The sequence below is a fragment of the Saccharothrix australiensis genome, assembly GCF_003634935.1.
Classification (GTDB): domain Bacteria; phylum Actinomycetota; class Actinomycetes; order Mycobacteriales; family Pseudonocardiaceae; genus Actinosynnema; species Actinosynnema australiense.
Genome location: NZ_RBXO01000001.1, coordinates 4852257 through 4874946, shown reverse-complemented (window position 1 = coordinate 4874946; position 22690 = coordinate 4852257). Strand labels below are relative to the sequence as shown.

The 22690-nt window shown below is 76.5% G+C and carries 12 protein-coding genes; all 12 read left to right on the top strand.

Annotated elements, in window-relative coordinates; translation table 11 throughout:
• Nucleotides 1-470 precede the first annotated feature (470 nt).
• The 12 genes from C8E97_RS20705 to C8E97_RS20650 all read left to right on the top strand — a co-directional run bounded on the left by C8E97_RS20705 (nucleotide 471) and on the right by C8E97_RS20650 (nucleotide 22610).
• Entirely contained in the window at nucleotides 471-1250 is a 780-nt protein-coding gene (locus tag C8E97_RS20705; protein ID WP_246019048.1) for a 2,3-dihydro-2,3-dihydroxybenzoate dehydrogenase, read from the top strand.
• Between the two features lie 161 nt (nucleotides 1251-1411).
• A complete protein-coding gene (locus C8E97_RS20700; RefSeq protein ID WP_121007188.1) occupies nucleotides 1412-2617 on the top strand; it encodes an isochorismate synthase in 1206 nt (401 codons plus the stop codon).
• Nucleotides 2614-4251, top strand: coding sequence for a (2,3-dihydroxybenzoyl)adenylate synthase (locus C8E97_RS20695; RefSeq protein WP_121007187.1), 1638 nt, complete (start codon nucleotides 2614-2616; stop codon nucleotides 4249-4251). The genes C8E97_RS20700 and C8E97_RS20695 overlap by 4 nt, the downstream gene beginning before the upstream one ends.
• Before the next feature lie 3 nt (nucleotides 4252-4254).
• On the top strand, nucleotides 4255-4923 hold the full coding sequence (locus tag C8E97_RS20690; protein WP_121007186.1) for an isochorismatase family protein: 669 nt from the start codon (nucleotides 4255-4257) through the stop codon (nucleotides 4921-4923).
• Nucleotides 4920-5162 (top strand): phosphopantetheine-binding protein, encoded by a 243-nt coding sequence (locus tag C8E97_RS20685; protein WP_121007185.1) that lies wholly within the window; start codon nucleotides 4920-4922, stop codon nucleotides 5160-5162. The genes C8E97_RS20690 and C8E97_RS20685 overlap by 4 nt, the downstream gene beginning before the upstream one ends.
• Nucleotides 5159-6049 (top strand): siderophore-interacting protein, encoded by an 891-nt coding sequence (locus C8E97_RS20680; protein ID WP_121007184.1) that lies wholly within the window; start codon nucleotides 5159-5161, stop codon nucleotides 6047-6049. The genes C8E97_RS20685 and C8E97_RS20680 overlap by 4 nt, the downstream gene beginning before the upstream one ends.
• A gap of 54 nt (nucleotides 6050-6103) precedes the next feature.
• Nucleotides 6104-7102, top strand: a complete 999-nt coding sequence (locus tag C8E97_RS20675; RefSeq protein ID WP_121007183.1) for an ABC transporter substrate-binding protein — start codon at nucleotides 6104-6106, stop codon at nucleotides 7100-7102.
• Nucleotides 7099-8097: a FecCD family ABC transporter permease gene (locus C8E97_RS20670; RefSeq protein ID WP_121007182.1), complete on the top strand. Its 999-nt coding sequence runs from the start codon at nucleotides 7099-7101 to the stop codon at nucleotides 8095-8097. The genes C8E97_RS20675 and C8E97_RS20670 overlap by 4 nt, the downstream gene beginning before the upstream one ends.
• Nucleotides 8094-9116, top strand: a complete 1023-nt coding sequence (locus tag C8E97_RS20665) for a FecCD family ABC transporter permease (protein WP_121007181.1) — start codon at nucleotides 8094-8096, stop codon at nucleotides 9114-9116. Before C8E97_RS20670 ends, C8E97_RS20665 begins: the two co-directional genes overlap by 4 nt.
• Before the next feature lie 435 nt (nucleotides 9117-9551).
• Nucleotides 9552-20180 carry a non-ribosomal peptide synthetase gene (locus tag C8E97_RS20660; protein WP_246019047.1) on the top strand — a complete coding sequence of 3543 codons (10629 nt, stop codon included), beginning with the start codon at nucleotides 9552-9554 and terminating at the stop codon, nucleotides 20178-20180.
• Between the two features lie 17 nt (nucleotides 20181-20197).
• On the top strand, nucleotides 20198-21601 hold the full coding sequence (locus C8E97_RS20655; RefSeq protein ID WP_246019046.1) for an MDR family MFS transporter: 1404 nt from the start codon (nucleotides 20198-20200) through the stop codon (nucleotides 21599-21601).
• On the top strand, nucleotides 21594-22610 hold the full coding sequence (locus C8E97_RS20650) for a 3-deoxy-7-phosphoheptulonate synthase (RefSeq protein WP_121007180.1): 1017 nt from the start codon (nucleotides 21594-21596) through the stop codon (nucleotides 22608-22610). Before C8E97_RS20655 ends, C8E97_RS20650 begins: the two co-directional genes overlap by 8 nt.
• Nucleotides 22611-22690: the final 80 nt, after the last annotated feature.

Genomic DNA, 22690 nt, shown 5'->3' with positions numbered 1-22690 from the left:
CGTGGCCTCACCGCCCGGCCGTTCGGGCGTGCGCACGCGCGCGATGACATCGATCACAGGACGGTCCCGGCGGGCCCCGGAACGGCCCGAACCGGCGTGTCACGCGGCGCTCGCGGGCCGTGGCGCGTCAACGGCGGGGGACCGGCGGCCGGCCGGCAGCGCGGCGGCCCGGCGTGATCCCGAAGGCGGCCGGTCGCCCGGTGATCCGCTGATCGGTCGGCGCGAGCGCCGCTGATCTCGCGAAACCGGGCCGCACGCTCCACAATGGACTGAGCGGAGCAGTGTGAAAAGTGAAGGCGGGCCGTTTTGTCCGCTTGCCATCCACACTGGACTTGCCTCGGGTGCGCATATTGTGCGGGGTTTGTCGCCATGATCCGGATCACCCACCCCGAGCCGCCGTTCGGAGGCTGGACACGGGACATCAGCTTAGGTAAGGCTAAGTAAAGTTTCGGCCGTGGAGGGGGTGTGGAGTGACCTCGTTGGAGCACTGGGGTGCGGGGATCGAGGGCAAGGTCGCCTTGGTGACCGGAGCCGCCCGCGGCATCGGAGCGGCCGTCGTGGACGAGTTGGTCCGGGCGGGCGCGACGGTGGCCGCGCTGGACGTGGACGCCGAGGGCCTGTCGGGCCTGGAGGGGAAGGTCGTGCCCCACGTCGTCGACGTCGCCGACCCCGCGGCGGTCGCGCGCGTCGTGGCCGAGGTGGAGCGCGACCTCGGTCCGATCGGGATCGGCGTCTCGGTGGCAGGCGTCCTGCGGCCCGGTTCGGTCTGCGACACCACCGACGAGGACTGGGCGGCCACCTTCGCGGTGAACACCAACGGCGTCTTCCACGTGCTGCGCGAGGTGGCGCGGCGGATGGTGCCGCGCGGCAGCGGTGCGCTGGTCACCGTCGGCTCGAACGCGGCGGGCGTGCCGCGCACCGGCATGGCGGCCTACGCGGCGTCGAAGGCCGCCGCGACGATGCTGACCCGCTGCCTGGGGCTGGAACTGGCCGGTTCCGGCATCCGCTGCAACGTCGTGTCGCCGGGCTCGACCGACACCTCGATGCAGCGTCTGCTGTGGACGGACGACCGGGGCGCGGCCAGGGTGATCGAGGGCGACCCCGACCAGTTCCGGGTCGGCATCCCGCTGGGTCGCATCGCCGACCCGGTCGACATCGCCGAGGCCGTGCTGTTCCTGGTGTCCGACCGCGCGCGGCACATCACCATGCAGAACCTGTTCGTGGACGGCGGAGCCACTCTTCGCGCGTGATTCCGCCGGTCGGGGGCGGAAGACCTTCCGTCGCCCGAATCATGAGGTTAGGCTAACCGAAGCAAGCGGCTTGCCGCCGGTGCCGCCCTCCACATCGCGGGATCCGCTCGGCCGAATGGCCGGTAAGCGTTTTCCCGCTTTCAGTGAAAGGGAATCCTGACGTGTCGCCATCTGCTCTGGTCCGCCCGCGACCCGTGCACCGGGCCGCCGACCTGCTGGCCGCCTACCTGCCGGGGTCGTTCTACTACTCCTCGGCTCGCGGAGCGCTGCTGGCGGACGGCGTGCACGCGACCGTCCGGGCCGGGCACGGCACGCGCGCGGGCGCGGCGGCGGAGGCGCTGGAGGCCGCGGCGGTGAGCGGGGTCGACGAGCCGGTGGTGGTCGGCGCCATCGGGTTCCGCCCGGACTCGGAGGCCAGCCTGGTCGTGCCCGCCGTGGTGCGGCGGTCCGGCGCGCCGACGGCGACCGCCGAGCACCCGCCCGCGCCGCCGTGGGACGCGGGCGCGTGGTCGATCGCGCACCGGCCCGAACCCGCCGGCTACGTCGACGGCGTGCGCCGGGCGCTGGAGCTGATCAAAACGGGCGAACTGGACAAGGTCGTGCTCGCCCGCTCCCTCGAACTGGTCGCGGACGCGCCGGTGCCGGTGCCCTCGCTGCTGGCCCGCTTGGTGCTGCTGGACCCGGCCGCGCACGCGTTCGCGGTCGACGTCAGCGCGCCCGGCGACCCCGCGCCGCGCACGCTCGTCGGCGCGAGCCCGGAGCTGCTGGTCTCCCGGCGCGGCCCGGCGGTGGTCGCCAACCCGCTGGCCGGCTCGCTGCCGAGGGTCGCGGACGAGGAGGAGAACCGCAGGCGCGTCGCGGCGCTGCTCGCCTCGGCGAAGGACCGTGCGGAGCACGCCCACGTCGCGGGGCAGGTCGCCGAGGTGCTGGGCCGCTTCTGCGTCGACCTGGAGGCGTCACCCGAACCCGTGGTCGTCGGCACGCCCACCATGTGGCACCTGTCCACGCGCGTCACCGGTCGGCTCGCGGACCCCGCCGACCCGGCGGTGTCGGCGCTGGCGCTGGCCGAGGCGCTGCACCCGACGCCCGCGGTGTGCGGGGTGCCCGCCGAGCGGGCCACGTCCGCGATCGCCGAGCTGGAGCCGGTCGACCGCGGCTACTACGCGGGCCTGGTCGGCTGGACCGACCTCGCCGGCGACGGCGAGTGGGTGGTCACCATCCGCAGCGCCGAGGTGTGCGACCGGACGGTGCGCCTGTTCGCCGGCGCGGGCGTCGTCGCGGGTTCCGACCCGGCGGCGGAGCTGGCCGAGACCAGCGCCAAGTTCCGCACCCTGCTCCGCGCCCTCGGCCTGGAGGGCGTCGCGTGACCGCCGACCACGTGGCCTGGCCGCCGGAGGTCGCGGCCCGCTACCGCGCGGCCGGGCACTGGCGCGGGCAGACGTTCGGCGCGCTGCTGACCGCGCTCGCCGCCGCGCACGCCGACCGCCCCGCCGTCGTCGGCGAGCGCGACGGCACCACCACCCGCTGGACGTACGCCGAGCTGGACGACCGGGCGCACCGGATCGCCGCCGGCCTGGTGGAGTCCGGGGTGCGCCCCGGCGACCGGGTCGTGGTGCAGCTGCCGAACGTGCCCGAGTTCCTGCCCGTGGTGTTCGGGCTGTGGCGGGCGGGCGCGTGGCCGGTGTTCGCGCTGCCCGCGCACCGGCACAGCGAGCTGAGGCACTTCGCCGAGCAGAGCGAGGCCGTCGCGATCGTCACCGTCGACCGGCACGAGCGGCACGACCACGCGGGCACGGCGCGGGCCGTCGCGGGCGACGTGGCCTCGGTGCGGCAGGTGCTGGTCGTCGGCTCCGCCGAGTTCGACCACCTGGCGGCGACCTGGCCGCGCGAGCTGCCCGACCCGGACCCGGCGGGCGTGGCGTTCCTCCAGCTGTCCGGCGGCAGCACCGGCCTGCCCAAGCTCATCCCGCGCACCCACGACGACTACCTCTACAGCGTCCGCGAGAGCGCCCGCATCTGCGCGCTGCGCCCGGACAGCGTGTACCTGGCGGCGTTGCCGGTGGCGCACAACTACCCGCTCAGCTCGCCCGGCGTGCTGGGCGCGCTGCACGCGGGCGCGGCGGCGGTGCTCGCGCCACGACCCGACGCGGACACCGCGTTCCGGCTCATCGAATCCGAGCGCGTGACGATCACCGGCGTCGTGCCGCCGCTCGCGGCGGCCTGGGTGCAGGCCGCCGCGCGCACCGCCCACGACCTGTCCTCCCTGGAGGTCCTGCTGGTCGGCGGCGCGAAGTGCGGCCGGGAGCTGGCCGAGCGGATCGGCCCCGCGCTGGGCTGCCGGTTGCAGCAGGTGTTCGGCATGGCCGAGGGGCTGGTCTGCTACACCCGCCTGGACGACCCCGACGACGTCGTGCTGGGCACGCAGGGCAGGCCGATCTCGCTGGACGACGAGATCCGCGTCGTCGACCCCGACGACCCGGCCGCGCCGTCGGACGCCGAGGTGCCGCCGGGCGAGGTCGGCGCGCTGCTCACCCGCGGCCCGTACACGATCCGCGGCTACTACCGGGCCGCCGAGCACAACGCCACCGCGTTCACCCCGGACGGCTTCTACCGGACCGGCGACCTCGTGCGGCGCACGCCGACCGGCCACCTGGAGGTCGTCGGCCGCGCCAAGGAGCAGATCAACCGCGGTGGTGAGAAGGTCGCCGCCGAGGAGGTCGAGAACCACCTGATGGCCCACCCCGACGTGCTCGACGCGGCCGTCGTCGCGGTGCCCGACGAGTACCTGGGCGAACGGACCTGCGCCTACGTCGTGCCCGCCGCGGGCGCCGCGCCCAGCGGCGCGGAGCTGCGCCGGTTCGTCCGGGAACGCGGGGTCGCGGCGTTCAAGGTGCCGGACCTGGTGCAGGTGGTCGAGGAGTTCCCCGTGACCGGGGTGGGCAAGACCAGCAAGCGCGAGCTGCGGGCGGCGCTGTCCGCCCTGGCGCGGAAGAAGGGGTGACGAGTGTCCCTGCCGAAGATCCAGCCCTACCCGCTGCCCACCGCCGCGGAACTACCGGCGGGCCGGGTGGACTGGCGGCCAGACCCGACCAGGGCGGCGCTGCTGATCCACGACGTGCAGCGCTACTTCCTGGCCCCCTACCAGGGCGCGCCCGTCGACGAGATGACGGCGAACATCGCCGCGCTCGCCTCGGCGGCGCGCGCGCAGGGGGCGCCCGTGTTCTACACGGCGCAGCCGGGGCACCAGGACGCCGCGGACCGCGGCCTGCTCACCGAGTTCTGGGGGCAGGGCATCGGCGCGGTCATCGACGCCGACCCGCGCGCCGCGGACATCGTCGCCGACCTGGCCCCCGAACCGGGGGACACCGTGCTGGCCAAGTGGCGCTACAGTGCGTTCCAGCGCAGCACGTTCGCCGAGCAGCTCGCCGCGCTCGGCCGCGACCAGCTGCTGATCACCGGCGTCTACGCCCACATCGGCTGCCAGGCCACGGCCGTCGAGGCGTTCATGCGCGACGTCCGCCCGTTCCTGGTGTGCGACGCGGTCGCCGACTTCTCCCGCGAACGGCACGACCAGGCGTGCGAGTACGTCGCGCAGCGCTGCGGCGCCGTCACCACCACCGCCGACGCGCTGGCCGCGCTGTCGGCCCCGATCGCCGCTGGAGCACCGCTATGAGCACCACACCGTCACTGCCCGCCGAGCGGGTCCGCGCCGACGTCGCGGAGCTGCTCGGGTGCGACCCCGCCGACCTCGCGCCCGACGCCGACCTCCAGGACCTCGGTCTCGACTCGATGCGCATCATGAGCCTGGTCGAGCGCTGGCGCGCCGCCGGCGCGACCGGCCTGGAGTTCGCGGACCTGGCCGAGCAGCCCAGCCTCGGGCACTGGACCGCGCTGCTGGGAGCGGACTCGTGAGCCGCGTCGACCACCGGCACCGCCACCTGGAGCGCATCGCCGAGGTCCGCGCCGGCCGCAGCGCGGAGAAGGTGCCCTACCCGATCCGCATCCGCACCACCGAGGTGGTGCGGACGGAGCAGGTCGGCTCCGGCCTGGTGCGGATCACCCTGGGCGGACCCGGCACGGCGGGCTTCGAGGCGCACTCGCCGGACGAGCACGTCAAGCTGATCTTCCCCGAACCGGACGGCACGCTGCGCCTGCCCGAGCAGGACGGCGACATGCTGCGCTGGCCGCGGCCGTCGCCGACGTCCCGCGAGTACACCGTGCGCCGCTACGACCCGGCGACCGGCGAACTCGACATCGACATCGCCCTGCACGACGGCGGGCTGGGCGCGGACTGGGCGCGCGCGGTCGAACCGGGCGCGGTCGCGCACGTCGCCGGCCCGCCCGGCGGGCTGATCGTGCCGCACCACTACGACCGCTACCTGCTCGCGGGCGACCTCACCGCGCTGCCCGCCATCGCGCGGTGGCTGGAGGAGCTGCCCCGCACCGCGCGCGGCTGGGCGTTCATCGAGGTCGCCGACGCGGCGGAGGAGATCCCGCTGTCCGCGCCCGAGCACGTCGAGGTGCGCTGGCTGCACCGCGGCGACGCGCCGCCCGGCACCGGCGACCTGCTGGCCGACGCCGTGCGCGCGGTGTCCGTCCCCGAGGGCGAACGCGTCTACGTGTGGGTCGCGGGCGAGGCGGGCGCGATCAAGCCGCTGCGCCGCTGGGTGCGCGACGAGCTGCGCCTGGCCAAGGACGACCACGACATCACCGGCTACTGGAAGCGCGGCGTCGCCGACTTCGACGACGACCACGAGCACGAGCACCACGATCACGAGCACGACGAGCACGACCACTGACCTTCCGCACGCACGATGACCGCCGCCTGCACGAGCAGATCCCGAGGAACACCCATGTCCATCGCCCGCACCTCCAGATTCGCCGGCGCGTTCGCGCTCGCGTTCGCCCTCGTCGCGGGCTGCGGCTCCGGCGGCACCGAGCAGCCGCCCGCCGAGTCCGCCCAGACCAGGGTCTTCAAGGCCGACAACGGCGACATCACGATCCCCGCCAAGCCCGAGCGCGTGGTCGCCACCGGGTACGCGGTGCCCGCGCTGCTGGAGGCGGGCGCGCCGCTGGTGGGCATCTCCACCTGGCAGCGCGGGCTGCCGCTGATGGGGCCCGAGGACCGGGCCAAGTACGACCAGCTGCCCAAGGTGGCCGGCGAGCTGGCGACCGAGACCAACTACGAGGCCATCGCCCAGGCCGAGCCGGACCTGATCGTCATCGGCGTGCCCAAGCCCGTGCTGGCCGACATCGACCTCAAGCGGCTGGAGGCCGTCGCGCCCGTCGTGGCGATCGGCCCGTCGATCCCGTCGGCCTGGCGCGACCTGTCCCGCAAGCAGGCCGACGCGGCGGGCGCGCTGGCGCAGTTCGACTCCGTCCGCGCCACCTACCAGGACAAGGCGGCCAAGATCGCCGAGAAGTACGCCGCCGTGCTGCCGCGGCTCAAGCTCGGGCACGTGGGCGCGTACGGCGAGGTCGCCAAGGGCAACTTCCAGCGCGAGTTCAACGGCTCGTGGGGCACCAACATCGCCCAGGACGTCGGCGCGAACTACTACGGCGAGGTCAAGGTCAAGGGCGGCGGCTCGAAGGACGTCAGCGAGTACCCGTCGATCGAGGAGCTGACGACGGCGTTCGGCGAGGCCGACGCCATCACCTACTCGGTCAACCCCGACGGCACGCCGCCCGCACCGGTGAAGTACGTCCTGGACTCGGAGCTGTGGAAGAACCTGCCCGCGGTCAAGGCGGGGCGGACCTACGCGTTCCGCTACACCGAGGCCGCGACCTACCGGGCGGCCATGACCACGCTGGACGCGGTCGACCAGGCGTTCGCACCGCTGCTGAACCGGTGACGGCCACCCGTCGGCGGCAGGGCGGGCGGGTGGCCCTGCTGGCCGCCGCGCTCGTCCTGCTGGCCGGGGTGGCGGTCGTCAGCATCGGGGTCGGCGCGCACGCGATCCCGCCCGCGGAGGTCGTGCGCGCCCTGCTGGACCGCGACGCGTCCAGCGACCACGTGGTGGTGTGGGACATCCGGGCGCCGCGCGCGCTGCTGGCCGCGGGCGCGGGCGCCGCGCTCGCCGTGGCGGGCGTGCTGATCCAGGTGCTGTCGCGCAACCCGCTGGCCGAGCCCGGCGTGCTGGGCGTCACCGCGGGTTCCGGGTTCGCGATCGCCGTCGGCTCGGCGCTCGGCTTCGCCGGTTCCGCCGCCGCCGAACTCGGCCTCGCGGCGGTCGGCGCGGTGGCGGCGGTCGCGCTGGTCTACGCGGTCGGCCGCCGGTCGCCGCTGCGGCTCGTGCTCACCGGCGTGGCGCTCAGCTCGGTGCTCGCGGGCGTGACGCTGGGGCTGCGCCTGCTGCTGCCCGACGTGTTCGACCAGTTCCGGTTCTGGTCGGTCGGCTCGCTGGCCGGCCGCGAGCAGTCCGCGATGGGCCTGCCGCTGCTGGTGATCGCGGTGGCCCTGGTCGGCGCGCTGCTGCTGGGCAGGCAGCTCGACGCGGTGGCACTCGGCGAGGCCGTGGCGCACACGCTGGGCGCGAACGTCGCCGTGGTCCGCGGGCTGACCCTGCTGCTGATCACCGTGCTGGCCGGCGCGGCGACGGCCGTGGCCGGTCCGATCCTGTTCGTCGGCCTGATCGTGCCGCACCTCGCGCGCCGCGCGGCGGGCGCGTCGGTGCCGTGGCTGCTCGCCTACGCGGCCGTGCTCGGGCCGATCCTGCTGCTGGTGTCCGACATCGGGTCGCGGGTCCTGCTGCCCACCGGCGAGGTGCCGGTCGCCATCGTGACCGCGTTCCTCGGCGGCCCGGTGCTGATCTGGGCGGTCCGGCGGTACGGGGAGGCGGCGCTGTGAACGCGGTCGTGCTCCGCCGCGGCGGCCTCTCCGTCCGGGTCGGGCGGCGGACGCTGGTGCTGCTCGCCGTGCTGGTCCCGGTGCTGGCCGGCCTGGCCCTGCTCGGCCTGTGCCACGGCGCGACGTGGGCGAGCCCGGCGAAGGTGGTCGAGGCGCTCGGCGGCGCGCGCGGCGGCGCGAACGTGGTGATCCGCGAGTGGCGGCTCCCGCGCGTGCTCGCCGGCCTGGTGTTCGGCGCGGCGCTCGGCGTGGCGGGTGCGATCTTCCAGAACGTCACCCGCAACCCGATGGGCAGCCCGGACATCATCGGCCTCGACGCGGGCGCGTACACCGGCGCGCTGGCCGTGATCACCCTGCTGGCCGGCACGTCCGCGCAGTTGACGGTGGGCTCGGTGGTGGGCGGCGTGCTCGCCGCGGCGGCGGTGTACCTGCTGTCGCTGGGCGGCGGGCTGTCCGGCCTGCGGCTGGTGGTGATCGGCATCGCCGTCAACGCCATCCTGACCGCGCTGAACTCGTGGATCGTGCTGCGGGCCGAGCTGGAGGTCGCGATCGCCGCCGTCGGGTGGAGCGCGGGCTCCCTCAACGGCGTCGGCTGGGGCGACCTGGGCATCCCGTTCGCGGTCATCGCCGTGCTGTTCGTGCTGCTGGCCCTGCTGTCGCGGGCGTTGCACCAGGCGGCGCTGGGCACGGCCGTCGCGGTCACGACCGGTGTGCGGGTGGAGCGGCTGCGCCTCCAGCTGGTGCTGATCGGCGTCGGCTGCACCGCGACCGTGACCGCCGTGGCCGGCCCGATCGCGTTCATCGCGCTGGCCGCGCCGCAGATCGGGCGTCGGCTGGCCCGCGCGCCCGGCATCCCGCTGTTGCCCGCCGCGCTGACCGGGGCGCTGCTGCTCCAGGGGGCGGACCTGCTCGCGCAGGTGCTGCTCGCGCCCGTGGCGCTGCCGGTGGGCGTGGTGAGCACGGCGATCGGCGGGTGCTACCTGATCTGGCTGCTGGCCAGGGAGGTGCGGCGCACATGAGGACGCAGCCGGCCGCGCCGCACGTCCCGGCGGCGCGTGGCGCGGTCCGGGCCGGGCGGGCGGGCCGCCGGTCCGCGGCGGGTGGCCGTGCGCCCGGCCGGTCCGGGTCGGGGAGATCCGGCTCAGGTCCCCGCGCGCAGGCCCGGTCCGGGTGGCTTCCGACCGCGGCAGGCCGGGTCGAGCCGGCCCGGTCCGGGTCGAGCGGGTTCGGGCCGGGCCGATCTCTGCCGGGCCTGTTCGAGTCGGGCCTGTCCGGGTCGGGCGGGTCGGGGCCGGGCCGACCCGGCGGACCGTTCCGCGCCACGTCGTTCCACCCACGTCGTCCCCCGCTACGCCGCCTCCCACTACGCCGCCTCCCGCCACGCCGTCTCCCACCCACGCTCGTGCCCGAGCCCTAGCCGCGGCACGACGACCGAGTACTCCCAGGAGGGCGAGTTGAGCACTGCCCACGTCCAGCACCGCACCGCCGCGCCACCGGTCGAGGAGGTCCTCGACCTGACCAGCGCGCAGTTGGGCATCTGGAACGCGCAGCGGCTGGAGCCGGACTCGCCGTACTACGTCGTCGGCGACGTCGTGGAGATCACCGGTGCGGAACCCGTGGACGCCGCCCTGGTCGCCCGCGCCGTCCAGGCCACCGTCGAGGAGGCGGAGAGCCTGCGGCTGCGGGTGTTCGACACACCCGACGGCCCGCGCCAGGTCGTCTCCGACGAGCCGGTGGCGCTGCCCGGCATCGTGGACGTCAGCGGCGAGCCCGACCCCGCCGCCGCGGCGCAGGCCCTCGTGGAGGCCGAACGGGCGCGCACCGCCGAGGCGTGCCGGGCGATGGTGGACCGCGAGCTGTACTCGACCACCGTCATCCGCCTGTCCGACCGCGAGGTCTGGTACACCCAGCTCGGCCACCACCTGGTGTTCGACGGCTACACCGCCGCGATGCTGGCCCGCCGCACCGCCGCGCACCACACGGCCCTGGCGACCGGCACGCCACCGCCGCCGTCGACCTTCGGCCGGTTCGCGGACCTGGTCGCCGCCGACCGCGACTACCTGGCGAGCGAGCGGTCCGAGCAGGACCGGCGCTACTGGCGCGAGCGGTTCGCCGCGCTGCCCGAGCTGGACGACGCACCGGACTCGGCGGGCCCGCCGGACCGCACGCTCACCGCGCGCGCCGTGGTGCCCGCCGACGAGGTGGAGCGGCTGCGCGCCGTCGCCGAACGGGAGCGCGTCACCTGGGGCGAGGTGCTGATCGCCTGCTACGCCGCTTTCCTGCACCGGATGCTGGGGCACACGGACGTCGTGTTCGCCCTGCCGCTGATGTGCCGCACGGGCGTGGCGCTGCGCACGCCGAGCATGGCGGTGAACGTCCTGCCGCTGCGGGTCGAGGTGCGCGGCGGCGACCGGCTGGGCGAGCTGAGCACGCGGGTGGCCGGCCTGATGCGCGAGATGCGCGCCCACCAGCGCTACCGCGGCGAGAACCTGCCGCGCGACCTGGCCGTGCCCGGCGCGGGCGCGCTGCTGCACGGCCGGGGGATCAACCTCAAGGCGTTCGACCTGGCCATCGACTTCGCGGGCGCGACCGGCGTCATGCGCAACGTCGCGGGCGGACCGCCGGAGGACATGGGGCTGAGCGTCCTGCCGACCCGCGACGGCGGCCTGCTGCTGGGGTTCGAGGTCGACGCGCGCACCCACGACCAGGCCGCGGTGGAGCGCAAGCTGACCGCCCTGCGCACCCTGCTGACCACGCTGACCGGCCCGGACGAGCCGATGATCGGCGGCGTCGACCTGGTGGGGCCGGACGAGCGCGCGCGGCGGCTGGCGGAGTGGGCGACGCCCGCGCCGCCCGGCGAGCCGCGGGACCTGCCCGCCCTGCTGGACGACCTGGTCGCGCACCGCCCGGACGACGTCGTGCTGGTCGCCGGCGCGGACCGGCTGACCGGGCGCGACCTCGGCGCGCGGGCGCGCCGCCTGGCCCGCGCGCTGCGGGCGGCGGGCGCGGGGCCGGACGACGTGGTGGCGCTCGCGCTGCCCCGCGAGGCCGACCTGGTGGTGGCGCTGGCGGCGGTGCGGGTCGCCGGTGCGGCATTCCTGCCGCTGGACGTGGAGCACCCGCCGGAGCGGCTGCGCGAACTCGTGGCCGACGCGGGCGCGGTGCTCGCGCTGTGCACCGGCGCGACGGCCGACGCCGTGCCCGCCGGGGTCCGGCGCATCGCGCTGGACGACCCCGGCACGCGCGCGGAGCTGGCCGCCCTGCCCGACGGGCCGCTGTCCGACGCCGAACTGGCCGCGCCGCGCCACCCCGAGCACCTGGCGTACGTGATCCACACTTCCGGCTCGACGGGACGCCCCAAGGGGGTGCTGGGCCGGGCCGACGGGTTCGCGCGGCTGCTGCACCACCACCGGGCGGTGACCGCCGCCGAGGCGGAACGGGCGGCCGGTCGTCGGCTGCGCGTCGCGCACACCTACTCGTTCGCCTTCGACTCCGCCCTCGACCAGCTGTCGTGGCTGCTGCTCGGGCACGAGCTGCACCTCTACGACGCCGACCTGGCGCGGGACGCCGAAGCGCTGGCGGCGACCTTCGCGCGCGACCGCATCGACGTCGTGGACACCACGCCGTCGATGATGGCCCCGCTGCTGGAGGCGGGCCTGCTGACCGGCCCGCACCGGCCCGCGCTGCTCGTGCTGGGCGGGGAGGCCGCGCCGCCCGCGCTGTGGCGGCGGGTCGCCGCGTCCGGGGTGGCCGCCCGCAACATGTACGGGCCGACCGAGGCCGCCGTGGACAGCACCGGCGCCCGCGTCGAGGGCGACGCGCCGACGATCGGCTTCCCGGTGTCGGGCACGCGGGTGTACCTGCTGGACAACGCGCTCCAGCCGGTGCCGCACGGCGAGCGCGGCGAGCTGTACCTGGCCGGTCCGCACCTGGCGCGCGGCTACCTCGACCGGCCCGGCCTCACGGCCGAGCGGTTCGTGGCCGACCCGTTCGCGGGCGGCGGCGAGCGGATGTACCGCACCGGCGACCTGGCGCGCTGGGTGCCCGGCCGTGGCCTGGAGTTCCTGGGGCGGCACGACGGGCAGGTCAAGATCCGCGGCCACCGGGTGGAGGTCGGCGAGGTCGAGGCGGCGCTGGGCGCGGTCGCCGGGGTGAGCGCCGCCGCAGCGGCGGTGCACGCGGGCACGGGGGCGCACCGCCTGGTCGGCTACGTCGTGCCGGCGGCGGGCGCGGCGCTCACGCCGGACGCGGTGCGGGCGGCGCTGGCCGAACGGGTGCCCGACCACCTGGTGCCCGCCGTGGTGGTCCTGCTGGACGAGCTGCCGGTCACGGTCAACGGCAAGCTGGACCGCGCCGCCCTGCCCGCGCCGAGGGTGACGGGCGCGGGCCGCGCGCCGGGCACCGAGCGGGAACGCCTGCTGTGCGCGACGGTCGCCGAGGTGATGGGCGCGGAGCACGTCGGCGTGGACGACGACTTCTTCGCCCTGGGCGGTGACAGCATCACCGCGATCAGCGTCAGCAGCAGGCTCCGGGCGCACGGCCTGGAGCTGCGGCCGCGCGACCTGCTGGCGCGGCGCAGCCTCGCGTCGCTCGCGGCGGCGGGCAGGCTGGTCGACGACGGCCCCGCGCCGGTGGCGGACGACCCGACGGGCGTCGTGCCCGCGCCGCCGATCGTGCGGGCGCTGTTCGACGCGAACCCCGACGTGGGCGCCATCGCGGGGTACGCGCAGTGGACGGCGGTGCGCGTGGACGAGGAGCTGCCGCTGGGCAACCTGCTCGCGGGCGTGGCCGCGGTGCTGGACCGGCACGACGCGCTGCGCCTGGTGGTCGCCGACGGCGAGCTGGTGGTGCGCCCGCGCGGCGCGGTGCCGGCCGGGCGGGTCGTGAGCGAGGTCGTGAGCCGGTCCGCCGGCGGGTCCGTCAGCGGGTCCGGGGACGGGTCCGCGAGCCGGGCTGAGCACGGGGCGGTGAACGGGATCGCGGCGGGGGAGCACCCCGGGGTGAACGCGGGGGAGGGCGCTGAGGAAGAGGTCACGGCGGAAGAGGTCGCTGAGGAAGAGGTCACGGCGGAAGAGGTCGCGGAGGAAGAAATCGCGGCCGTCGCCGGGCGCTTGGCGGCCTCCCTCGACCCCGCGGCCGGCGACGTGGTGCGGGTGGCCGCGGTGCGCACCGCGCCGGGCGTGCCGGACCGCCTCGTCGTGGTCGTGCACCACCTGGTGGTCGACGGCGTGTCGTGGCGGGTCCTGCTGCCCGACCTGCGCACGGCCTGTTCGGGCGGCGCGCTCCCGCCGGTCGGGACGTCGTGGCGGCGGCACGCGACCCTGCTCGCCGAGCAGGGCGCGACCGGTGCCCGCCGGGGCGAGCTGGACTTCTGGCGCGGCGTCCTGGACGACACCCGCCTGGGCGGCCGGGCGCTGGACCAGGCGGTGGACACGGTGGCCACCGCCGACCGGTCCACCACCACCGCGTCCCCGGAGGTGACCGACGCGGTGCTCACGGCGCTGCCGGCGGCCTACCGCGCGGGCGTGGACGAGGTGCTGCTGGCCGCGCTCGTGCTGGCGCTGCGCCAGTGGCGGCACGACGTCGCCGACGGCGTGACGGTCACCGTGGAGGGGCACGGCCGCGAGCAGCTCGCGCCCGACGCCGACCTGTCCCGCACGGTCGGCTGGTTCACCAGCGAGCACCCCGTGCGCGTGCCGGCCGACGCCGTGCGCGCCGACGCCGACCTGGCCGACGCGCTGGCGGGCGGCGACGCCGCCGGACGGCTGCTGCGCGCCGCCAAGGAGGCCCGGCGCGCCGTGCCCGACGGCGGCATCGGCTACGGCGTGCTGCGCCACCTGGACCCGGTGACCCGCGCGGAGTTCGCCGCCGTGCCGCCGCCCGACGTCCTGCTGAACTACCTGGGCCGGTTCGCGCCGCTGCCGGGCGCCGGCTGGCGGCTGCCCGAGCACGACGCGTTCTCCGTGGTGGAGCCGGCGGCCAAGGCGCTGGAGCAGGTGCTGGCGCTCAACGCGTTCGTGCACGAGGGCGACGCGCCCCGCATCGCGGTCGAGTGGACCGCCGCCCGCGAGGTGCTGCCGCCCGACGCCGTGGCCGCGCTCCAGCGCGCCTGGGCGACCGCCCTGGAGGCGCTGGCCGCGCACGCCGCGCGCATCGGGCCGGACGGCGGCGGGCTCACCCCGTCCGACCTGCCCCTGGTGCACCTCGACCAGGCCGCGATCGACGCCGTCGAGCGCGGCGGTCGCGTCGCCGACGTCCTGCCCGCGACGCCGTTGCAGGTCGGCCTGTCCTTCCACAGCCTGGTGCGCGGCGACGAGGACACCGACGTCTACATCGTCCAGGCGGTGACGCTGCTGCGCGGCGAGCTGGACGCCGACCGGATGCGGGCGGCCACCGCCGAGCTGCTGCGCAGGCACCCGGCGCTGCGCGTCCACCTGCACACCACGGCGGCGGGCGACGTCGTCCAGGTCGTGCCCGCGGACGTCACCCTCGACTGGCGGCACGTCGACCTGTCGGCGCACGAACCGGACCGGCGCGACGAGCGGCTGACCGGCCACTGCCGCGCCGACCTGGAGCGGCCGTTCCACCCCGCCCGGCCGCCGCTGATCCGCTTCCTGCTGTGCACCCTGGGCGCGGACGAGCACCGCCTGGTCATCACCAACCACCACGCGCTGCTGGACGGCTGGTCGATGCCGCTGGTGGGCCGCACGCTCCTCGCGATCTACGCCGAGCTGGGCGGTGGGCCGGTCGCGCCGGTCGCGCCGCCGCTGTCGGAGTACCACCGCTGGCTGGCCGCCCGCGACCACGACGCCGCGCTGGCCGCCTGGCGGGACGCGCTGGCCGGCGTCGACGAGGGCACCCGGCTCGCGCCGGCGGGCGCGGCGTCCGCCGTCGACCGCCCCGAACGGGTCACGATCGGCCTGGGCGCGGCGTTCAGCGAGCGGCTGCGCGCGTTCGCCCGCGAGCGCGGCATCACGCCGACGACGGTGCTCCAGACCGCCTGGGGCGTGCTGCTGGGCAGGCTCACCGGGCGGCGCGACGTCGTGTTCGGCTGCCCGGTGTCCGGCCGGCCCGCCGAGGTCGACGGCGTCGAGTCGATGATCGGCCAGCTCGGCGGCACGATCCCGGTGCGGGTCCGGCACGACCCCGGCGAGACGGCGGCCCGGCTGCTGGACCGCGTGCACGAGGAGAGCGTCGCGCTGTCGGAGCACCACCACGTCGGGCTGCCGGACATCCAGCGCGCGGTCGGCGTGGGCGAGCTGTTCGACACGATGCTGGTGATGGAGAACTTCCCCCTCTCCAGCAGGCGGCGCACGCCGCTCGCGCCCGGCCTGGACCTGGTCGGGGTGGACATCACCGACGCCACGCACTACCCGCTCACCGTGATCGTCATCCCCGAGGACGAGATCGTCATCGGCCTCGGCTACCAGCCGCACGCCTTCGACGAGGCGACCGTCCGCGACTACGGCCGCCGGCTGCGCACCCTGCTCCACGGGATCGTCGCCGACCCGGACCGGCCGGTCGCCCGGCTGCGGGCGCTGGACGACGAGGAGCAGGCGCGGGTGCTGCGCATGGGCACGGGCCCCGAGCCGACCCGGCCGCGCGGCGGCTGCCTGGAGGAGTTCGGCGGCTGGGTGCGCCGGACACCGGGCGCGGAGGCCGTGGTGTGCCGCGACCGGTCGCTGACCTACGCGGAGCTGGACCGGCGGGCCAACCGCCTCGCGCACGCCCTGCTCGACCGCGGTGTGCGGCCCCAGGACGCGGTCGCGGTGCTCGTCGGCCGCGACGTGGAGATGGTCGTGGCGCTGTTCGGCGTGCTCAAGGCCGGCGCGGTGTACGTGCCGCTGGACCCGGACTACCCGCGCGACCGGTTGGCGTTCATGCTCGACGACGTCGCGCCGGCGGCGGCCGTGGTCACCGGTGGCGCGGCGGACGTGGTGGCCGGGCGCGACCTGCCGGTGCTGCGGCTGGACGACCCGTCGGCGTCCGCCGGCCCGGCGGCGTGGGACGCCGACCCCGCCGACGCCCGCCGCGGCCTCACCGAGGACTCGCTGGCCTACGTCATCTACACCTCCGGCACGACCGGCAGGCCGAAGGGCGTCGCGGTGACCCACCGCGGCGTGCCCAGCCTGATCTCGCTACAGGAGGACGTCGTCGGCATCGGGACCGGCGAGCGGTACCTGCACTTCGCGTCGACCAGCTTCGACGTGGCGTTCTGGCAGTTCATGCTGCCCCTGCTGTCCGGCGGCACGTGCGTGGTCGCGCCGGACGAGGCGCGCGTGCCCGGCGACGAGCTGCTGGACTACGTCACCCGGCACCGGGTCACCGGCCTGAACCTGCTGCCGTCGTTCCTGGCCGCCGTGCCCGACGACCTCGCCGTCGACCCGGACGTGTTCTTCGTCGTCGGCGCGGAGCGGCTCGACCCGGAGCTGGCGCGCCGCTGGGGCGACCGCCGCGCCCTGTTCAACGCCTACGGCCCGACCGAGGTCACGATCAACTCGGTGACCTGGCGGTACGAGCCCGACGACCCCGGACCGCTGCCGATCGGCAGGCCGGACCCGGAGGTGCGCGCGTACGTGCTGGACGGCGGCCTGCTGCCGGTCGGCGTCGGCGTGGTCGGCGAGCTGTACCTGGCGGGTCCCAAGGTCGCCCGCGGGTACCTCAACCGGCCGGGGCTGACCGCCGAGCGGTTCGTCGCCGACCCGTTCGGCCCGCCCGGCGACCGCATGTACCGCACCGGAGACCTGGTGCGGTGGCGGCCCGACGGCCAACTGGTGTTCCTCGGCCGCGCCGACCACCAGGTCAAGATCCGCGGGTTCCGCGTCGAGCTGGCCGAGATCGAGACGGTGTTGACCCGGCACCCCGCCGTGCGGGCGTGCGCCGTGGTGGTCCGAGAGGACCGGCCGGGCGACCGCAGGCTCGTCGGCTACGTGATCCCCGCCGACGGCGCGGACGAACCGGACCCGGTGTCGCTGCGCGCGCACCTGGCGGCGGAGCTGCCCGACCACATGGTGCCGACGGCGTTCGTGGCGCTCGACCGGCTGCCGCTCGGCCCGTCCGGGAAGCTGGACCGGGCCGCGCTGCCCGCGCCGGAGACCGGGTCCGGCGCGCCGGCGCGGGAGCCGGCCACGCGGGCGGAGGCCGTGCTGCTCGCCGTGTTCCGCGAGGTGCTCGGCTCCGCCGACGTCCACCTCGACGACGCGTTCCTCGACGTCGGCGGCGACAGCATCGTGTCGCTGCGGGTGGTGTCCCGCGCGCGGCGCGCGGGGCTGAGCCTGACCGCGCGCGACGTGTTCGAGGGCGGCACCGTCGCCGGCATCGCCGCGCGCTGCGGCGGCCTCGACGGGACCGGGACCGGGGCCGCGCCCGCGACCGGCGACGCGCCGCTCACCCCGGTCATGCGCGACCTGCTGGACCGGTGCGCGGCGGCCGGCGCGCCCGCCGACGGCTTCTGCCAGTGGGTGGAGGTCTGCGTGCCCGCGGGCGGTGCGGCGGCGACCTGGCGCGCGGTGCTCGACGCCGTGCTGGCCCGGCACGACGTCCTGCGCGCCCACCTGGCCGACGCCGACGCGGGCGAACCGGTGCTGCGCGTGCCCGGGGTGGGCGCGGTGACCGGCGGCGACGTGCTGACCCACGTGCGCGCGACCGGGTCCGACGACCTGCGCGCCCTGGTCGACGCGCACGTGGCCGACGCACGCGCCCGCATGGACCTCAGGGCGGGGCCGCTGCTGCGGGCGGTGTGGGTCGACGCCGGACCGGACCGCCTCGGCCGGCTGGTCCTGGTGGCGCACCACATCGTGGTCGACGCGGTGTCGTGGCGCATCCTGCTCGACGACCTCGCGCACTGCCACGACACCGCCACCGTCGACGCGGACGGCCGCCCCGCCGTGCCGGCGTTGCCCCGGCACGGCGAGTCGTTCCTCGGCTGGGCCCGCGCGCTGCGCGCGGCCGTGCCGCACCGGCGCGCCGAGCTGCCGCACTGGCGCGAGGTGGCCGCCGCGCCCGTGACACCGCTGGCGCGGACCCCGCTGGACCCGGTGCGCGACACCGCCGCCACGGCCGTCCACCACCAGGTCCGGCTGGACCCCGCGACCACGCGGACCCTGCTCACCACGCTGCCCGCCGCCTACCGCACCACCCCGGACACCGTGCTGCTCACCGCGCTCGCCGAGGCGGTGGCCGTGTGGCGCGGCGGCGCGCCGGACCTGCTGGTCGCCCTGGAGGGGCACGGCCGGCCGCGGCACGCGCCCGACCGGTCCGGCCCGGTGGACCTGTCGCAGACCGTCGGCTGGTTCACCGCCGTGCACCCCGCGCGCGTCCGGGTGCCCGACGCGGGCGTGCCGGCGGCGCTGAAGGCGGTCAAGGAGCAGTTGCGCGCCGCGGGCGACGGGCTCGGCCACGGCATCCTCGGCGCCGACGCGCCGGGCCGCCGACCGGAGGTCGCCTGGAACTACCTCGGGCGGTTCGCCGCGCTCCCGCCGACCGCGACGGCGTGGCAGGCGCCGCCCGACGCGGACCCGCTGGGCTCGGGCGGCGGCGACGACCTGCCGCTGCCGCACGCGCTGATGATCAACGCCCTGGCGCGCGACGACGGCGACGGCGAGGCGCTGGGCATCCGGTTCACCTGGCCGTCCGCGCTGTTCACCGAGGAGGAGGTCGCCGAGCTGGCCGAGTGCTTCCGCCGGGCCGCCACGCGCGTCGCCGAGGACCCCTACGCGCTGGACGAGGCGGGCCTCACCCCGTCCGACGTGCCGCTGTCCGGCCTGGACCAGGCCGCGATCGACGCGCTGGAGCGGGCGCACGCGGTGGCCGACGTGCTGCCGCTGACACCGTTGCAGGACCTCATGGTGCGGCACGCGCGGTCGGGAGGCGACGACCCCTACACCGTGCAGGCGGCGTTCTCGCTGTCCGGCGCGCTCGACGTCGACGCGCTGCGCGCGGCGGGCGGGGCGCTGCTGCGGCGGCACCCGAACCTGGGCGCGGTGTTCCCGCCGTCCCACCCCGTGCAGGTCGTCCCGGTCGACCCCGAGCCGGGGTTCCGGGTCGCCGACGTGTCCGGCGCGGACGACGTGGCGCGGGCGCTGGCCGACGACCTCGCCGAGCCGTTCGACCTGGCGGTCGGGCCGCCGCTGCGGCTGACCGTCCTGCGGCACGGGCCCGACCGGCACGAACTCGTGCTGACCAGCCACCACGTGCTGTCCGACGGGTGGTCGGCGCCGCGCATCCTCGCGGAGCTGTTCGCCCTGTACACCGCGTCGGCGCGCGGCGAGGCGGTCGACCGGGCGCTGCCCGCGCCCGTCCCGTTCGCCCGCCACCTGCACTGGCTGGCCGGGCGCGACCGGGCCGCCGACCTGCGGGCGTGGCGCGCCGAACTGGCCGGGCTGCCCGAGGGCGACTACCTGACCGCCGGGCGGGCGCGGACCGTCGGCGCGGCGGAGCCGGTGCTGCTGCGGGTCGAGCCGGCGGAGGTCGCCGCGCTCACGCGGGCCGCCGCGCGGCACGGGCTGACCCCGAACACGGTGCTCCAGGGCGCGTGGGCGGCCGTGCTCGCCGAGCGGTCCGGGCGCGACGACGTGTGCTTCGGCGCGATGGTCGCCGGGCGGGACTCCGACGTCGAGGGCGTCGAGGAGATCATCGGGTTGCTGGCGAACACCGTGCCGGTGCGGGTCCGGTTCGACGGCACCGTCGCGCGCTCCCTGGTGGACGCGCAGGCGCGGCGGCAGGCGATGGCCGAGCACCAGCACGTCGCACTGGCCGACCTGGCGGAGCAGGCCGGGCGTGAGCGCCTGTTCGACAGCCTCGTCGTGTTCGAGAACTACCCCGTCGACCCGGCGCGGCTGCGCGAACCCGCGCCGGGGCTGACCGTCACCGCCACCCGGTTCCGGGAGCGGACGCACCACCCGGTGACGCTGACCGTCGTGCCCGAGGACGGCGGCTGGACCGGCGTCCTCGGCTACCAGGCCGGGGTGTTCCGCGCCGACGAGGCCAGGGCGCTGGCGGCGGACCTGCTGCGGGTGCTGCGTGACCTGCCCGAGCGGTTCGACCGGGACGTCGCGTCCCTGTTCCGGAAGCCGCCGCGGTGACCGGGGGAGAGGTCCGCGTGGGCGCGAAGGTGGACGCCGCGCTGTGGCGCACGGCGTTCACCCTCGTGCTCGGCACCTTCATGGCGACGCTGGACAGCACGATCGTCTCCGTCGGCATCGATGCGCTGGCCGACCGGTTCGACGCGTCGGTCACCGACATCCAGTGGGTCGGCACGGCGTACCTGCTGGCGGTGGTCGCGGCCGTGCCCGCGTCCGGCTGGCTGGTGGACCGGTTCGGCGGGCGGCGCACCTGGGTCGTCGCGGTCGGCGTGTTCCTGGTCGGCTCCGTGCTGTGCGCCTGCGCCTGGTCGCTGCCGAGCCTGGTGGCGTTCCGGGTGGTGCAGGGCCTGGCGGGCGGGCTGCTGCCGCCGACCGGCCAGGCGCTGCTGGCGCGGGCCGCCGGGCGCGACCGGATCGGCCGCGTCCTCGGCGTGGTCGCGGTCGTGCCCCTGCTGTCGCCGGTGCTGGGGCCGCTGGCCGGCGGCTCGATCCTCGGCGTCGCGGACTGGCCGTGGCTGTTCTACGTCAACCTGCCGATCGGCGTCGCGGCGATCCTGCTCGCCCGCCGCACCGTGCCCGTCTGCCCGCGCGCGGAGGGGCGCACGCCGTTCGACGTGCGCGGCGCGCTGCTGCTGTCGCCCGGCCTGGCCGTGCTGGTGTTCGGGCTCACCGGGTTCGACCGGACCCTCCCGCCCGCCGTGGCGGGCGCGGCGGTGCTGGTGGGCCTGGGGATGCTGGCCGGGTTCGTCGTGCACGGGCTGCGCACGACGGGCGCGCCGCTGATCGACCCGCGCCTGTTCACCCGGCCGCCCTTCGGGGTGGCGGCGCTGGCGCTGGCGGTGCTGGGCGCGTCCGTGTTCGGCACCATGTTCCTGCTGCCGCTGTACCTCCAGACCGGCGGCGGCCTGTCCGCCTGGGAGACCGGGCTGCTGCTCGCGCCGCAGGGCCTCGGCGCGGCGGTCGGCTCTACCGTCGTCACCCGCGTCATCACCACCGTGTCGCCGCGCACCCTCGTCCTGACCGGCATCGCCCTCGTCGCCGCGGGCACCGCGCCGTTCACGCAGCTCGACCAGGCGCTGCCGGACGCCGTCATCGCGCTGTCGCTGCTCGTGCGCGGCGTCGGCGCGGCGATGATCGGCGCGCCGGTGATGAACATCGTCTACCGCCGCATCGAACCCGCCCACCTGCCCCGGGCCGCCGGCGCGCTGAACCTGCTCGGCACGGTCGGCGGCTCCGTCGGCACCGCGGTCCTCGCGGTCGTCCTGCACGGCCGGTTGGCGGCGCACGGCCCCGACGTGCCCGCGGCGTTCGCCGACACCTTCTGGTGGGTCCTCGGCTTCGCCCTCGTCGCGGCCCTCGGGGCGACCAGGTTGCCCCGTCCCCGGAACACGGATCACGAGAAGGGCTCGTCAGATGCCTGACCAGGACACCCTGCCCACACCCGGCGAGGTCGCCGCCGACCACGTGGTGGCGACCGCCGTGGCCCGCCACCGGGAGACCGTCGCCGCCGTCCTCGCCCGCCGCGACCCCCGGCTGCTGGTCGTCGTCGGACCCTGCTCGGTGCACGACCCGGCCGCGGCGCTGGACTACGCGCACCTGCTCGCCACCGCCGCCGAACGCCTGTCCGACGACCTGGTCGTGGTGCTGCGGGCGTACCTGGAGAAGCCGCGCACCGTCGCCGGGTGGACCGGCCTGCTGCCCGACCCCACCCTCGACGGCAAGGGCGACATCGCGGCCGGCCTGCGGCTGGGGCGGACGTTCCTGCTGGCGGCGGCGGCCACCGGGCTGCCCCTGGCCTACGAGTTCGTCGACCCGATGCTCGCGCACTACGTGGCCGACGTCGTGACGTGGGGCGCGGTGGGCGCGCGCACGGTCGCGAGCCAGCCGCACCGGCACCTGGCGTCGTGGCTGCCCATGCCGGTGGGCATGAAGAACTGCGTGTCCGGTCGGGTCGACACCGCCGTCGACGCGATCCGGGCGGCGGGCCTGCCGCACGCGTTCCCCGGGGTGGCGGCCGACGGCAGGCTCACCACCCTGCGCAGCGCCGGCAACCCGGACGCCCACCTGGTCCTGCGCGGCGGCCCGACGCCCAACTACCACGCGGCCGACGTGGCCGCGGCCCTGGCCGCCCTGACCGCGGCCGGCCTGCCCGCGCGCGTGGTGGTCGACGCGTCGCACGGCAACAGCGGCAAGGACCACCACCGCCAGCCCGGCGTGGTCGAGGACCTGGCCGGTCAGGTGGCGGACGGCAACCGGGCCCTGGTCGGCGTCATGATCGAGTCCTACCTGTCGGACGGGCGGCAGGACGCGGGGGCGGGCACGCCGAGGCCGGACCTCAGCGTGACCGACGCGTGCCTGGGCTGGGACCGCACCGTGCCACTGCTGGAGACCCTGGCACGGGCGGCGGCCCGCCGGCGCGCGACCGGGTGAAGGCGCACGGCGTCGGGGAGGCGGAGTGGTCGGACAACGCCGGTCCGGCCGCCTGTCCGGCGTCGCGCGCCTCGGGCCGC

What these genes read in the sequence shown, in the direction of transcription:
- C8E97_RS20675 (WP_121007183.1), top strand. Translation starts at nt 6,104, where the DNA reads ATGTCCATCGCCCGCACCTCCAGATTCGCCGGCGCGTTCGCGCTCGCG.
- C8E97_RS20685 (WP_121007185.1), top strand. Translation starts at nt 4,920, where the DNA reads ATGAGCACCACACCGTCACTGCCCGCCGAGCGGGTCCGCGCCGACGTC.
- C8E97_RS20650 (WP_121007180.1), top strand. Translation starts at nt 21,594, where the DNA reads ATGCCTGACCAGGACACCCTGCCCACACCCGGCGAGGTCGCCGCCGAC.